Origin of the sequence: Micromonospora sp. NPDC049282, assembly GCF_043197045.1 — a bacterium.
Classification (GTDB): domain Bacteria; phylum Actinomycetota; class Actinomycetes; order Mycobacteriales; family Micromonosporaceae; genus Micromonospora.
Window position 1 is genome coordinate 1 of the sequence record NZ_JBICSL010000035.1, and the last position, 12911, is coordinate 12911.

The 12911-nt window shown below is 72.0% G+C and carries 12 protein-coding genes; 8 read left to right on the forward strand and 4 right to left on the reverse strand.

Annotated features, from left to right (window positions below; genetic code table 11):
• The first annotated feature begins 118 nt into the window (after nt 1–118).
• Nucleotides 119–1162, forward strand: coding sequence for an ABC transporter ATP-binding protein (locus ACGFI2_RS30395; RefSeq protein WP_393523588.1), 1044 nt, complete (start codon nt 119–121; stop codon nt 1160–1162).
• The gene (locus tag ACGFI2_RS30400; RefSeq protein WP_393523591.1) at nt 1155–2171 is read left to right on the forward strand and encodes an ABC transporter ATP-binding protein; all 1017 of its coding nucleotides are present in this window, start codon (nt 1155–1157) and stop codon (nt 2169–2171) included. Before ACGFI2_RS30395 ends, ACGFI2_RS30400 begins: the two co-directional genes overlap by 8 nt.
• 68 nt (nt 2172–2239) lie before the next feature.
• On the opposite strand, the gene ACGFI2_RS30405 is transcribed toward ACGFI2_RS30400, so the two are convergent.
• Nucleotides 2240–2593, reverse strand: coding sequence for a chorismate mutase (locus ACGFI2_RS30405; RefSeq protein ID WP_393523593.1), 354 nt, complete (start codon nt 2591–2593; stop codon nt 2240–2242).
• A 287-nt stretch (nt 2594–2880) separates the two neighbouring features.
• Here ACGFI2_RS30405 and pcrA point away from each other — a divergent pair, with 287 nt between their 5' ends.
• A complete protein-coding gene (pcrA, locus tag ACGFI2_RS30410) occupies nt 2881–5271 on the forward strand; it encodes a DNA helicase PcrA (protein WP_393523595.1) in 2391 nt (796 codons plus the stop codon).
• Between the two features lie 60 nt (nt 5272–5331).
• On the opposite strand, the gene ACGFI2_RS30415 is transcribed toward pcrA, so the two are convergent.
• A complete protein-coding gene (locus tag ACGFI2_RS30415) occupies nt 5332–6099 on the reverse strand; it encodes a M23 family metallopeptidase (protein ID WP_393523598.1) in 768 nt (255 codons plus the stop codon).
• Between the two features lie 261 nt (nt 6100–6360).
• A complete protein-coding gene (locus ACGFI2_RS30420) occupies nt 6361–7077 on the reverse strand; it encodes a M23 family metallopeptidase (protein WP_393523601.1) in 717 nt (238 codons plus the stop codon).
• A gap of 385 nt (nt 7078–7462) precedes the next feature.
• Here ACGFI2_RS30420 and ACGFI2_RS30425 point away from each other — a divergent pair, with 385 nt between their 5' ends.
• The 3 genes from ACGFI2_RS30425 (at nt 7463) to sucD (ending at nt 10359) form a co-directional block, all read left to right on the forward strand.
• A complete protein-coding gene (locus ACGFI2_RS30425; RefSeq protein WP_393523604.1) occupies nt 7463–7867 on the forward strand; it encodes a cobalamin B12-binding domain-containing protein in 405 nt (134 codons plus the stop codon).
• A gap of 423 nt (nt 7868–8290) precedes the next feature.
• The gene (gene sucC / locus ACGFI2_RS30430; RefSeq protein WP_393523607.1) at nt 8291–9469 is read left to right on the forward strand and encodes an ADP-forming succinate--CoA ligase subunit beta; all 1179 of its coding nucleotides are present in this window, start codon (nt 8291–8293) and stop codon (nt 9467–9469) included.
• A 2-nt stretch (nt 9470–9471) separates the two neighbouring features.
• Nucleotides 9472–10359 (forward strand): succinate--CoA ligase subunit alpha, encoded by an 888-nt coding sequence (gene sucD / locus ACGFI2_RS30435; RefSeq protein ID WP_393523609.1) that lies wholly within the window; start codon nt 9472–9474, stop codon nt 10357–10359.
• A 56-nt stretch (nt 10360–10415) separates the two neighbouring features.
• Here sucD and ACGFI2_RS30440 read toward each other — a convergent pair whose 3' ends face one another.
• Nucleotides 10416–10685, reverse strand: a complete 270-nt coding sequence (locus tag ACGFI2_RS30440) for a DUF4190 domain-containing protein (protein ID WP_393523611.1) — start codon at nt 10683–10685, stop codon at nt 10416–10418.
• Between the two features lie 160 nt (nt 10686–10845).
• Here ACGFI2_RS30440 and ACGFI2_RS30445 point away from each other — a divergent pair, with 160 nt between their 5' ends.
• Together ACGFI2_RS30445 and ACGFI2_RS30450 are read left to right on the forward strand one after the other, a co-directional pair.
• The gene (locus ACGFI2_RS30445; RefSeq protein ID WP_393523614.1) at nt 10846–12144 is read left to right on the forward strand and encodes a DUF6350 family protein; all 1299 of its coding nucleotides are present in this window, start codon (nt 10846–10848) and stop codon (nt 12142–12144) included.
• Between the two features lie 168 nt (nt 12145–12312).
• Nucleotides 12313–12911 (forward strand): transposase family protein (locus tag ACGFI2_RS30450; protein WP_393523617.1); only part of this gene is annotated, 599 nt, incomplete at its 3' end.

The following is a 12911-nucleotide window of genomic DNA, read 5'->3' on the forward strand; positions in this document are numbered from 1 at the left end:
TCGCCGTTCCTGCTGTTCTTCCCCTCCGCGTTCCTCGTCGCCGCCGTGCTGAGCTTCGTCATGCTCGGCGAGGCGGTCCGCGAGGCCCTCGACCCGAAGCTCCGATAGGGGAACTGAGATGTCCGACATTCTCGTGTCCGAGCAGTCCGCGGCGGGCGCCGACGGATCCGGCCGCCCCTCGGGCCGCCTGCTCGAGGTCGACGACCTGCGGGTGGAGTTCCGCACCCGGGACGGCGTCGCCAAGGTCATCAACGGTGTGACGTACCACGTCGACGCGGGGGAGACCCTCGCCGTGCTCGGCGAGTCCGGCTCCGGCAAGAGCGTCACCGCGCAGACCGTGATGGGCATCCTGGACACCCCGCCCGGGTTCGTCACCGGCGGCCAGGTGCGCTTCCACGGCAAGGACATGCTCAAGATGTCCGCCGAGCAGCGGCGAAGGATCCGTGGCGAGGGCATCGCCATGATCTTCCAGGACTCGCTCTCGGCCCTCAACCCGGTTTTCACCGTCGGCTTCCAGATCGCCGAGCAGTTCCGCATCCGGCGCGGCCTCAGCCGCGCGGACGCCAAGAAGCGCGCGATCGAGATGCTCGACCAGGTGAAGATCCCCAACGCCAAGGGTCGGTTCAGCAACTACCCGCACCAGTTCTCCGGCGGCATGCGGCAGCGCGCGATGATCGCCATGTCGCTGGCGCTGGACCCCGAGGTGCTGATCGCGGACGAGCCGACCACCGCGCTGGACGTGACCGTGCAGGCCCAGATCATGGACCTGCTCGGCGAGCTCCAGCGGGAGCGGCAGATGGGCATGATCCTGATCACCCACGACCTCGGCGTGGTCGCCGACGTCGCGGACCGGATCGCGGTCATGTACGCCGGCCGGATCGTCGAGGAAGCCGACGTCTACAACCTGTACGCCAAGCCGGCACACCCGTACACGCTCGGCCTGCTCGACTCGATCCCGCGGATGGACGAGAAGGGCCTGGAGCTCCGGACCATCAAGGGACTTCCGCCGAACCTGATGAACATCCCGCCGGGCTGCGCCTTCAACCCGCGCTGCCCGATGGCGCAGCCGGTGTGCCGGGAGAAGGTCCCGCCGCTGCTGCAGCTGGGCAACGGCCGGGCCAGCGCCTGCCACTTCGCCGAGGAGCTCGTGAACCGTGTCTGAGAACATCATCGAGGTTCGTGACCTGGTCAAGCACTACCCGGTGACCCAGGGCATCGTGTTCAAGAAGACCATCGGCCAGGTCAAGGCGGTCGACGGCGTCTCCTTCGAACTCAAGGCCGGCGAGACGCTGGGCGTGGTCGGCGAGTCCGGCTGCGGCAAGTCGACCCTCGCCCGGGTGCTGATGAACCTGGAGAAGCCGACCGCGGGCCAGGTGCTCTACAAGGGTCAGGACATCTCCAAGCTCTCCGGTGGCGCGCTGCGGCGGCTGCGTCGGCAGATCCAGCTGGTGATGCAGGACCCGTACACCTCGCTCAACCCGCGGATGACGGTCGGTGACCTGATCGGCGAGCCGTTCGAGATCCACTCCGAGGTGGCTCCGCGCGGCAGTCGGCGGGGCAAGGTCAAGGAGCTGCTCGACCTGGTCGGCCTCAACCCGGAGCACATCAACCGGTACCCGCACCAGTTCTCCGGCGGCCAGCGGCAGCGCATCGGCATCGCCCGGGCGCTGGCGCTGCGGCCCGAGGTGATCGTCTGCGACGAGCCGGTGTCGGCGCTGGACGTGTCCATCCAGGCCCAGGTGATGAACCTGCTGGAGAAGCTTCAGGGCGAGTTCGGCCTGTCGTACGTCTTCATCGCCCACGACCTGTCGGTCGTGCGCCACCTGTCCGACCGGGTCGCCGTGATGTACCTGGGCAAGATGGTGGAGATCGGCACCGAGGAGGAGATCTACGAGCGGCCGACCCATCCGTACACCCAGGCGCTGCTGTCGGCGGTGCCGGTGCCGGACCCGACCGTGCGGGACAGCAAGGCGATCATCCGGCTCCAGGGCGACGTGCCGTCGCCGGTCAGCCCGCCCTCGGGCTGCCGGTTCCGCACCCGGTGCTGGAAGGCGCAGGACGTCTGCGCCCAGGAGGTGCCGCTGCTGGAGATCCGGCGGGGCTCGGACCACCCGAGCGCCTGCCACTTCGCGGAGAAGCGGGAGATCGTCGTCACCCACGAGGTGGCCTGAACCGGACCGGACCGCCCGCCGGCGTCACCACGACGCCGGCGGGCGGTCCGGCGTCCACGCCGGCCGGCTCACAGCGGGCCGCGGCCGGCGCGCAGCAGCAGCAGCGCGAGCTGGGTGCCGTCGGCGCCGAGCTCCGTGCGGAACCGCTCCAGGATCTCGCGCTCCCGGGAGAGCACCAGCCGGGTCCCGCCGGAGGCCATCCGGGTCGCGCCGACCTCCTGGGACAGCGCGGCCCGTTCCTGCCAGAGCGTGATGAGCGTGCGGTCGATCTCGTCGATCCGCCGCCGGATCTCACCGATCCGCTCGGCCGCCGCCGAGTCGTCGGTGCCGGTCCGCGCCGCCGCGGCGCCGGTCGGATCGCTGCCGGTCGGCCGGTCGTGCCGCGCCAGGCTGCCGCTGGACTCCACCACGTCAGTCATCATCGTCGTCCCTTTCAGGGCTCGGGCCCGGTACCCGGATCCCGGGACGGAAAAGCCCCGGGCTCTGGGAGCCCGGGGCTTTTTCGTAGGTCTGACGATCAGACGCGACCCACGGCTGCCGGACTCCCGGAGCCGTAGTAAAAGAAGCGCTGATCGAACACGCCGTCGAGTATGCCGACACCCGGGGCGGGCGCGCAAGGAATCCGGTCAACAGGTGGGACGCGACGCCGTCCGCAGACCGGCGGCGCGGGCGGGGAAGTGTCCGGCCGGCGGCATAGACTCGGAGTGCGATGCATCCTCTCTTCGACATTCCCGCGTCCCCGCCCACGCCGGAGTCCCGGCCGACCCCGCCGCGCCGTTCCGGGGGCGCGCGGTCGGATCCGCAGGCCCTCCTCGACGGCCTGAACGGCCCCCAACGGGACGCGGTGACCCACGCCCGCTCGCCGCTGCTGATCGTGGCCGGCGCCGGCTCGGGCAAGACCCGGGTGCTGACCAACCGGATCGCCTACCTGCTCGGCGCCCGGGACGTGCACCCCGGCGAGATCATCGCGATCACCTTCACCAACAAGGCCGCCGGCGAGATGAAGGAGCGGGTGGCCGCGCTGGTCGGCCCGCGCGCCCGGATGATGTGGGTGTCGACGTTCCACTCGGCCTGCGTCCGCATCCTGCGCGCCGAGCACGAGCACGCCGGCCTCAAGTCGACCTTCTCGATCTACGACGCCGACGACTCCCGCCGGCTGATGCAGCTGGTGGCCCGGGAGCTGGACCTGGACCCGAAGCGCTACCCGGCCCGGGGTCTCGCCGCCCAGGTCTCCAACCTGAAGAACGAGCTGGTCGACCCGGAGGAGTTCGCCGGTCGGGCCAAGGGCCCCAACGAGCGCGCCCTGGCGGAGGCGTACGCGCTCTACCAGCGGCGGCTGCGCGAGGCGCACGCACTGGACTTCGACGACCTGATCATGACCACGGTGCACCTGCTCCAGTCGCACCCGCACGTGGCGGAGAGCTACCGGCGCCGGTTCCGGCACGTGCTGGTGGACGAATACCAGGACACCAACCACGCCCAGTACGTGCTGATCAAGGAGCTGGTCTCCGGCACCGAGGGGATCCCGCCGGCCGAGCTGTGCGTGGTGGGCGACGCCGACCAGTCCATCTACGCCTTCCGGGGCGCGACCATCCGCAACATCCTGGAGTTCGAGCGGGACTTCACCGACGCCCGCACCATCCTGCTGGAGCAGAACTACCGCTCGACCCAGACGATCCTCAACGCGGCCAACGCGGTCATCGACCGGAACACCTCGCGCAAGCCCAAGCGGCTGTGGAGCGACGCCGGCGCCGGTGAGCAGATCGTCGGCTACGTGGCCGACACCGAGCACGCCGAGGCGGACTGGGTGGCCCGGGAGATCGACCGCCTGGTCGACGCCGGTGACACCCGCCCGGGCGACGTGGCCGTCTTCTACCGCACGAACGCCATGTCCCGGGTGTTCGAAGAGGTGTTCATCCGGGTCGGCCTGCCCTACAAGGTGGTCGGTGGGGTGCGCTTCTACGAGCGCAAGGAGGTCCGCGACGCGCTTGCCTACCTGCGTGCCGTGGTGAACGACGACGACACAGTCAGCCTGCGCCGGGTCCTCAACACCCCGCGCCGGGGCATCGGCGAACGGGCCGAGGCCTGCGTCGAGGCGCTGTCCGCGCGGGACCGCGTCTCCTTCGGCGCCGCGCTGCGCCGGGCCCGGGAGGCGCCGGGCATCTCCACCCGGGCGGCCAACGGCATCGCCGAGTTCGTCGCACTGCTCGACTCGGCGCGTGAGCTGGCCGCCACCGGCACCCCGGAGGAGGTGCTGGAGGCGTTGCTGACCCGCTCGGGCTACCTGGCCGAGCTGGAGGAGAGCCTCGACCCGCAGGACGCCGGCCGGGTGGACAACCTCCAGGAACTGGTGAGCGTCGCCCGGGAGTACACCGAGCGGATCGAGGCGCTGGGCGCCGACGACGAGCGAGCCACCCTGGCCGGCTTCCTGGAGCAGGTGGCGCTGGTCGCCGACGCCGACCAGATCCCGTCCGACGACCCTGACCACCAGGGCGTGGTCACCCTCATGACGCTGCACACCGCCAAGGGGCTGGAGTTCCCGGTCGTCTTCCTGAGCGGCCTGGAGGACGGCGTCTTCCCGCACCTGCGCTCGCTCGGCGACACCCGCGAGCTGGAGGAGGAACGGCGCCTTGCCTACGTGGGCATCACCCGCGCCCGGCAGCGGCTCTACCTGTCCCGGGCGGTCACCCGCTCGGCCTGGGGCGCGCCGGCCTACAACCCGCCGTCGCGGTTCCTGGAGGAGTTGCCGCCGGAGCTGGTGCGGTGGGAGCGCACCGAGGGGTCGTACACCTCGTGGGGTGGCGGCGGGGGCGGCGTCGGCGGCCGGGCGGACCGGTTGTCGGGCGGCTTCACCGGCGGGACGCCCAAGGCGACCCAGCTCGCCAAGCGGCTCGGTGTGGACGCCAGCCGGCTGGCCACCGCGAGCGAGCTGAAGCAGGCGCCCAAGGTCTCGGCGGGTGACCGGGTCAACCACCAGCGCTACGGCCTGGGCCGGGTGCTGGCGGTCGAGGGCGCCGGGCCGGGCGCCCGGGCCCAGATCGACTTCGGTGACCAGACGATGTGGCTGGTGCTGCGGCACGCCCCGATCGAGAAGCTCTGATCGTCGAGGTGGCCCGGTCCGGCGTCGCGCCGGACCGGGCCGCTGCTCGTGCGACCGCCGTCAGCAGGCCACGGCGAGGCCGCGGGTGCGCAGGAACGGCGCCGGGTCGATCTGGTTCCACATGGTGCCCTTGTGCACCTCGAAGTGCAGGTGCGGGCCGGTGGCGTCGCCGGTGGCGCCCTCGTAGCCGATGACCTGGCCGGCCTTCACCCGGTCGCCGACGTCGACGAGGAGCCGGCTCTGGTGGGCGTAGTGGGTCAGGTAGCCGTTGTGGTGGTCGACGAAGACGGAGTTGCCGTATCCGTCGCCCACGTCGCCGGCCTTGACCACGGTGCCGGCCGCGGCGGCCCGGATCGGGGTGCCGGCGGGCATGGCGAAGTCGATGCCGGCGTGCAGGGTGCCCCACCGCTGCCCGTAGCAGGAGGTGATGTCGGCACCCTTCATCGGGATGACCCAGCTCGGCTGCGGCGCGGCCTTCTTTTTCGGCTTCGGCTTCGGCTTGGGCTTCGCTGTCTTCCTGGGCTTCGGGCCGGCCGCGCTGGGGCTCGGCTTCGGGCTGGCCGGGGTGGCGGACGGGGTGACCGGGCTGACCGGCTCGCGGGCCGACCGGTCGGCCCGGTCGGCGGCCTCGGCGCGTGCCCGGACGTCGACCGCGACCGGGGCTGGGGCCGGGTCGTCGCCGGTGGCGACCACGACGCCGCCGATGCCGAGGCCGAGCAGGGCCACCGCGCCGGTGACCAGGTATGCGGTACGGCGGCCGGTGCGGCGGTGCCGGGCGGGGGCGTGGTCCGGGGTGTTGTCGTTCGGGGTGGGACTGCTGTGTTGCACGAGAACCTTCACCGGTCGAGGGGCACACGGACCTGGAAATACTGGTGTCGGTCCGGGTTTCGGCCGGTGCCGGGTTCGCGGCCCGGTCGGACGGGCCGGCGGAGCGTGCCCGGCTTCGGGTCGACTGGGTGGTTCACCCACGAAGTCGATCACCGACCGGTGTGCGCCCGCTCACATCGCCAGGTGTGACGCGCCAGACTTGCGCGTACGCGAAACCGCCCGGATCACGGGATCCGGGCGGTCATCGGGCGGTGCGAAGAGTCAGGAGGCGGCTACGTCGCCGTAAAGTGCCTCGGTTTCGAGCTTGATGTCCACTCCGCGGTCCTGGAGCCACGGCACCGGGTCGAGCGGCTGGCCGTTGACATGAACCTCGAGGTGCAGGTGGGAGCCGTAGGAGTGGCCGGTGTTGCCGACCAGGCCGAGCTGGTCGCCGGCCTTCACCTCCTGGCCCTCCTTGACGGTCACCGCGGAGGAGTGGCCGTAGATGGCCTCGCTGCCGTCGGCGTGCTTGACGATCACCGCGTAGCCGTAGCCGCCGAACCAGCCGGCCTTGGTGACCGTGCCGGAGTGGATCGCCTGGTAGGGCGTGCCTTCGGGGGCGACCAGGTCGACGCCGGTGTGCAGCTTGCCGAAGCGCACGCCGTAGGGCGACTTGAAGTCGTAGCCGTGCAGGGGGAGGAGCCAGGTGTCCTGCCCCGTGGCGTCCGCGCCGCCGCCCGCGCGCTCGTCACGGTCGGCGCGGTCGGCGGTGTTCGCCCGGTCGGCGGCGTCCTGGCTGGCGACCGAGGCCTGCCGGAGCTCGTCGAGGACCGAGGGGCTGACGCTCTTGGCGTCGGGCAGGGCGTTCGCGCCGAGGGCGACGATGCCGGCGCCGACGAAGGCGGTGGTGACGACCGCCGCGTAGCGGCTCCGCGGGGGGGTGGGTACGCGGCGACGGCCGCGATATCTATCGGGCTCAGACGACAGGCGCTGGCGCACGCACACCCTCCGTTGTCGGGGATCCGATGCGACCTCGGACCGTTCGGTGAAGCTCGGTCGAACTTCCGGTGTCGCGTCGTCACCCGTCCGTGGACTCGATGACAACCGTGGACACGTTAGCCAACCGCCACTCCTGTCACAAGCCGAAGCGCCGAACTGGTGATTCTTTATGTCCGTTTCCGTCCGAGCTTGTCATAGCTCGTGCCCCCGGATGGATGGCCCCTGGACTGTCCATTCGTTGCGGACGGTGACCATTCGGCGGAGGTGTCCGGCTTTCGACGAACGCGATCGGGCGGTAGGGGTCGGCCCGGCTTCCGGCCCGCCGTCCGGCCGGGTTACCGTTCGTTCAGGTCAGGAGTCCGGTGCCGGTGAAAGGTGTACGCGAATGAGCTCTCGTATTCGGGTCGTCGTCGCGAAGCCCGGCCTGGACGGCCACGACCGGGGCGCGAAGGTCGTCGCCCGGGCCCTGCGTGACGCGGGCATGGAGGTCATCTACACCGGTCTGCACCAGACCCCCGAGCAGATCGTCGAGACGGCGATCCAGGAGGACGCGGACGCGGTCGGCCTCTCCGTGCTCTCCGGCGCGCACATGACCCTCTTCAAGCGGGTCCTCGAACTGCTCGCCGAGCGCGAGGCCTCCGACATCGTGGTCTTCGGCGGCGGCATCATCCCGGAGGGCGACATCCCGGAGCTCCAGCGGCTCGGCGTCGCGAAGATCTTCACCCCGGGCGCCACCACCGGCTCGATCGTCGACTGGGTGCGGCAGAACGTGGCCCAGCCGGTCGGCTGAGCGCCGCCGGAGGCGATCGCGGGCAGGGGGAGGGGCCGGACGCACCCCTCACACGCCCGGCCCCTCTATGCACGATGCCCCGCCGCCACCCCTCGACCGACAGGGCATCGGCCGCTCCCGTCATCGCGCTTGACCAGCGCTCCGACATCAGACTCAACGACGCCCCTGACCGGGGGTTACGCCCCGGTCCGGACATCCCCCGGACGGCTGACGCCGCACCTCGCGTCGGGCGTGCCGACGCCGCGCGTCGCGTTGACGGCTGTGCATTACCGCACACCACGCACCCGCTCGGTTGCCGCCGGTTCCCATCTCGTTAGGCTGCGGCAAATGGCCTGTCTGTTCTGATGACAGGCGTCAAACTGATTTTCCAACGCTGGTGGCGGCGCGACGGCGCGCCGCGGAGACGGGACGGGACGCGCAATCGTGGACCTGTACGAGTACCAGGGGCGGGACCTGTTCGAGCGGCACGGCTTGCCCGTGCTCGCCGGCGGCGTCGCCACTACCCCGGAGGAGGCCCGCGCGATCGCCGAACGCCTCGGCGGCCGGGTGGTCGTCAAGGCGCAGGTGAAGGTCGGCGGCCGCGGCAAGGCCGGCGGCGTGAAGCTGGCCGAGGGCGCGGAGGAGACGGTGGCCCGGGCCACCGACATCCTCGGCATGGACATCAAGGGTCACACGGTCCACAAGGTCATGATCACGGTGACCGCGGACGTGGCCGAGGAGTACTACTTCTCGTACCTGCTCGACCGGGCGAACCGCACCTTCCTCTGCATCGCCAGCGTCGCCGGCGGCATGGACATCGAGGCGGTCGCCGCCGAGACCCCCGAGAAGGTCGTCAAGGCCCCGATCGACGCCAACACCGGCGTGGACGAGGCCAAGGCGCGCGAGATCGTCGGCGCGGCCGGCTTCCCGGCCGAGGTCGCCGACCAGATCGTCGACGTCGCGGTCGGGCTGTGGCAGGCGTTCGTCGCCGAGGACGCCACCCTGGTCGAGGTGAACCCGCTGGCCACCACCAAGGACGGCAAGCTGCTGCTCCTGGACGCCAAGGTCACCCTGGACGAGAACGCCGGGTTCCGGCACCCGGACCACGAGGCCCTGGTCGACCAGGCGTCGGTGGACCCGCTGGAGCAGGCCGCCAAGGAGAAGGACCTCAACTACGTCAAGCTCGACGGCGAGGTCGGCATCATCGGCAACGGCGCCGGCCTGGTCATGTCCACGCTCGACGTGGTCGCGTACGCGGGCGAGCGGCACGGCGGCGTCAAGCCGGCCAACTTCCTCGACATCGGCGGCGGCGCGAGCGCCGAGGTGATGGCGAACGGCCTGGAGATCGTCCTGTCCGACCCGTCGGTGAAGAGCGTCTTCGTCAACGTCTTCGGCGGCATCACCTCCTGCGACGCGGTCGCCAACGGCATCGTGCAGGCGCTGGCGCTGCTGGAGCAGCGCGGCGAGAAGGCCACCAAGCCGCTCGTGGTCCGCCTCGACGGCAACAACGCCGAGGCCGGTCGGGCCATCCTCGACGGCGCGGCCAACCCGCTCATCCAGCGGGTCGACACCATGGACGGCGCGGCCGAGCGGGCCGCCGAGCTGGCAGCTGCGGGGGTCTGACAATGGCTATCTGGCTGACCAAGGACTCCAAGGTCATCGTGCAGGGCATGACCGGTTCCGAGGGTTCCAAGCACACCCGGCGGATGCTCGCCGCCGGCACCACCGTGGTCGGCGGCGTGAACCCGCGCAAGGCCGGCACCACCGTCGACTTCGACGGCACCGAGCTGCCCGTCTTCGCCTCCGTGGCGGACGCGATGAAGGAAACCGGCGCCGACGTCACGGTCATCTTCGTGCCGCCGCAGTTCACCAAGGCCGCGGTGGTCGAGGCGATCGACGCCGGGATCGACCTGGCCGTGGTGATCACCGAGGGCGTGCCGGTGCACGACACCGCCGCGTTCTGGGCGTACAACGTGGCCAAGGGCGAGCGCACCCGGATCATCGGCCCGAACTGCCCGGGCATCGCCTCGCCGGGCGCGTCGAACGCCGGCATCATCCCGGCCGACATCACCGGCGCCGGCCGGATCGGCCTGGTCAGCAAGAGCGGCACGCTGACCTACCAGATGATGTACGAGCTGCGCGACATCGGGTTCTCCACCTGCGTCGGCATCGGCGGTGACCCGATCATCGGCACCACCCACATCGACGCGCTGGCCGCGTTCGAGGCGGACCCGGAGACCGAGGCGATCGTCATGATCGGTGAGATCGGCGGCGACGCCGAGGAGCGGGCGGCCGAGTTCATCAAGGCCAACGTCACCAAGCCGGTCGTCGGCTACATCGCCGGCTTCACCGCCCCGCCCGGCAAGACCATGGGGCACGCCGGCGCGATCATCTCCGGCTCGGCGGGCACCGCCGACGCCAAGAAGGCGGCGCTGGAGGCGGTCGGCGTCAAGGTCGGCAAGACCCCGACCGAGACCGCCGAGCTGATGCGGGAACTCATGTCCGGCCGCTGAGCGGTCGTGTGACGTACCGAGGGGGTCGACCGGTTCGCCGTCGGCCCCCTCGTCGCTCAGCGGTACCAGTACGGGTAGTAGTAGCTGCCCCGGGCCCGCACGACGGCGCTGGCGACGAGGTTTACCACGCCGAACGCGATGGCCAGCCAGCCGAGCAGCGGCGACTTGCCGTTGCGCCGCGCGTCCCGGATCGACAACCAACCGAAGACGATGCCCAGGATGCCGCAGCAGAGCAGGCCGAGCACGATGCCGAGGACGCCCCAGAGCGTGGTCCGGTCCCGGCCGGCGGCCGGCGGCGGCGGGGGCGGCGGATACGGAGCGTTCACGGCTTCCTCCGAGCGGTCGGTGCCGCGACAGGAATGGTCGCGCCTCAAGCCGAGGCTAGACCGGATGAGCGGGGCTGATCCTCGGGTTCGGCGAACTCGCCACCGTCGCGACCCGGTATCGGACTGCCGTCCTCAGCGCGGCGTGCCAGAGTAGACGGCGATGTCACGTGTCACCCCTGACCAGCCCCGCCGCGCGCCCGCCGGCGCCCGGCCGCGCGACCGTGCCCGCCCCGCCGCACGCGTGCCCGCGCCGCGGCCGGGTGAGCCGTCCCGCAACCGGGCTCCGCTGCCCGTCGCCGCCGGGGTGGCCGCGCTCTGGGCCGCGGTGACCTCCTGGCTGCCGGTCACCGTGGTGCTCGGCCTCGCCCAGCTCACCGAGGACGCCGGCTCGCTCACCGGCGCGCTACGCGCCGGGCTCGCCGGCTGGCTGCTCGGGCACGGGGTGCCGCTGCAGACCGCCGCCGGGCCGATCGGCCTGGCGCCGCTCGCCCTGAGCGTGCTCGTCGTCTGGCGGCTCACCCGCGCCGGAGTGCACGTCAGCCGGGCCGTGGGCGCCCGCGGCGGCGGCTCACCCCGGCAGGCGCTCACCGTCGCGGTCGCGGTCGGCGTCGCGTACGCGCTGCTCGGCGCGCTCGCCGCGCTGACCGTCAGCGCCGGCGGGCTCCGGGTCTCCCCGGTCACCGCAGCGCTCACGTTCGCCGCGTTCGGCGCCCCGGCCGCCCTGGTCGGCGCGCTGCGCACCACAGGCGTCTGGGCGCTGCTGGCGAGGCGCTGCCCGCCGCCGGTCCGCGACGGGCTGCGCGCCGGACTGGTCGCGGCGCTGCTGCTGTTCGGGGCGAGCGCCGGCGCGGCCGGGCTGGCGGTGGCCACCGGCGGCGGGGACGCGGCCGACATGATCGGGGCGTACCGCACCGGGGTGGCCGGTCAGGCGGGCATCACCCTGGTCAGCCTCGCCTACGCGCCGAACGCCGCCGCCTGGTCCGCCAGCTACCTGCTCGGTCCCGGGTTCGCCGTCGGCATCGACACGGCGGTACGCACCAGCGAGGTGTCGGTCGGCGCGCTGCCGGCCGTACCCCTGTTGGCCGGCCTGCCGCGCGGCCCGGTGGACGGGCTCGGCGCCGGGCTGCTCGCGGTGCCGGTGCTGGCCGCGATGGCGGCCGGCTGGCTGCTGGCCCGGCGGTTGCTGCGCGCGGCGGCCGAGGAACGCGCCGAGGTCGGCTGGCGGGCGCTCCTGGTCCCGGCCGCCCTCGCCGGGCCGGTCGCCGGCGCGCTGCTGGGGCTGGCCGCGGCGGCCTCCGGCGGGCCGCTCGGCGGTGGCCGGCTGGCCGAGGTCGGTCCGCCGCCCTGGCCGGTGTTCGGCGTGGCCACGCTGGTGGTCGGGGTCGGCGCGGTGCTCGGCGCCGCCGCCACCCGCACCCTCACCCGCCCGACCCCCACCCCCCCAAACTCCACGCGCTGATACACGGGAGTAGTTCCATCCTGAGTTGGCTGGTCAGGGGGTGTTGACGGGCGGGGTGGGGTAGGTGTGGGGGCAGGTCAGCGCTCGGGTGATCTTCGGGTTGATCGTTTGCCCGAGCGGACATGGCGTGCGGGACAACAGGTGAGCCCTCGGCCAGGGTGTTCGGTCGTGACACACAAAAACCCGGTGGCCGAGGGCTCGCCGCTTGTCTACCAGTCCCGTCTGCCGCTGTCCACGAAGACACTGACCACGGTCACCACCGCGATCCGCCGTCACCGACGCCAGGTGCGGTCCCGATGGCGGAAACTCCCCGATCACCGGGCGGCGGTGATCGTGCTGGCCGTCCTACGCCACGGCCAGCGCCCGGCGGACCTGGCCGCCGCCAACAACATCTCCGCCAACACGGTGCGCCGCTGGGTCAACCAGGTCATCACCACCTTGGCCGCGCAGATGCCGCGGCTTTCCCGGGTGCTGGCCCACGCCCGCCGCCACCACGACATGGTGCTGCTCGACGGCACCCTCATCCCGGTCCAACGCCCCACCGACCGACAGCGCCGCCGCGCCCACTACAGCGGCAAACACAAAACCTACGGCCTCACCGTGCTCGCCATCACCGACCCGCACGGCAACCTCCTGTGGACCTCCACCGCCCTACCCGCACGCACCGCCGAGATCACCGCCGCCCGCCGAAACCGCATCCCCCACCACCTGCGCACCGCCGACCTCGGCGCCATCTGCGACCTCGGCTTCACCCGCCTCGACGACCA

Excerpts from the sequence above, each read along its gene's own strand:
- ACGFI2_RS30395 (WP_393523588.1), top strand. The coding sequence starts at position 119 with ATGTCCGACATTCTCGTGTCCGAGCAGTCCGCGGCGGGCGCCGACGGA.
- ACGFI2_RS30405 (WP_393523593.1), bottom strand. The coding sequence starts at position 2,593 with ATGATGACTGACGTGGTGGAGTCCAGCGGCAGCCTGGCGCGGCACGAC.
- pcrA (WP_393523595.1), top strand. The coding sequence starts at position 2,881 with ATGCATCCTCTCTTCGACATTCCCGCGTCCCCGCCCACGCCGGAGTCC.
- ACGFI2_RS30425 (WP_393523604.1), top strand. The coding sequence starts at position 7,463 with ATGAGCTCTCGTATTCGGGTCGTCGTCGCGAAGCCCGGCCTGGACGGC.
- sucD (WP_393523609.1), top strand. The coding sequence starts at position 9,472 with ATGGCTATCTGGCTGACCAAGGACTCCAAGGTCATCGTGCAGGGCATG.
- ACGFI2_RS30445 (WP_393523614.1), top strand. The coding sequence starts at position 10,846 with ATGTCACGTGTCACCCCTGACCAGCCCCGCCGCGCGCCCGCCGGCGCC.